We start from the raw sequence: 852 nt of genomic DNA, 5'->3' as shown, positions 1-852 counted from the left end.
TGTTGTTCACTTTCGACAAATTCAGCCACGGTTTTCCAAACCAATATCATTGGCGACATTGCTTATTGACTCAACAATTATCTGTCGGTTTCATTGAACGCAGATCTTTTATAAACTCCCCGTCTATTTTGACAATATCAAGCGGTAGACGTCTTAAATAAGCAAAGCTCGCGTAACCAGTACCAAAATCATCCAACGCAATTTTACACCCTGCAGTTCGCAGCACTTTGAGTGTTTCAATCGCCTGCTCTTCATTTTGCAGTGCGGAGGACTCGGTCACTTCAAACATATTTATCTAGGGCACTCGGTACTGGTGCGCTTTTCGATAATCCACGTACTCAAACCAGCCATCGCCAGTGATCGGGCGGTTAAGTTCACCGCACATTTTCCACACGGCACCAATGACGCACTTGCTCGCTCAATAAACGGAATGTCTGCTCCACCACCCACTGATCTAACTGCACTTCTAACCCAAACTGGTTAATCAAAGGAAAGAACTCTGATGGCAGCAAACGGTTGTCCTGCGACGTTTTCACTCGCGTTAGCACTTCAAAGCTAATGCTGAGAACTAGGATCTGTCCAATTCATGTAGCGCTGGCAATAGAGTTCAAACTCGTTATTTTTAAATACGCGTCTGAATGTAGGCGAGTTTGTTCGATCTGAGATTCTGCGATCGCCTCACCATCAATCCAGTTCACTTGCTGATTGCTGCCTTGATGCTCACACAGATGCGAGACGACATCGGTTAAGTCTTCTCCGTGTTTTACCACGACACAATGCAGTGTCGGAGAAACCAGTGAGATCGACGTCCTCGCCAATAAAACTGGAAATTGTCGAGCTGCTGAGCCATCT

3 protein-coding genes are annotated in these 852 nt (G+C 45.8%); all 3 read right to left on the bottom strand.

Annotated elements, in window-relative coordinates:
- Positions 1–70: 70 nt before the first annotated feature.
- Positions 71–289 (bottom strand): EAL domain-containing protein, encoded by a 219-nt coding sequence (locus CIK04_RS33855; RefSeq protein ID WP_325205808.1) that lies wholly within the window; start codon positions 287–289, stop codon positions 71–73.
- Positions 290–374: 85 nt separating this feature from the next.
- Complete coding sequence (locus CIK04_RS33850; protein ID WP_325205807.1) at positions 375–536, bottom strand: hypothetical protein; 162 nt, start codon at positions 534–536, stop codon at positions 375–377.
- Positions 537–584: 48 nt separating this feature from the next.
- A partial coding sequence (locus CIK04_RS33845; RefSeq protein ID WP_325205806.1) for a hypothetical protein occupies positions 585–852 on the bottom strand: 268 nt, incomplete at its 5' end.

The sequence above is a fragment of the Vibrio sp. 03_296 genome (genome assembly GCF_002265885.1).
The sequence above is the reverse complement of the archived record's forward strand: the minus strand, read 5'-3'. Positions and strand labels throughout refer to the sequence as shown.

Excerpts from the sequence above, each read along its gene's own strand:
- CIK04_RS33855 (WP_325205808.1), bottom strand. The coding sequence starts at position 289 with ATGTTTGAAGTGACCGAGTCCTCCGCACTGCAAAATGAAGAGCAGGCG.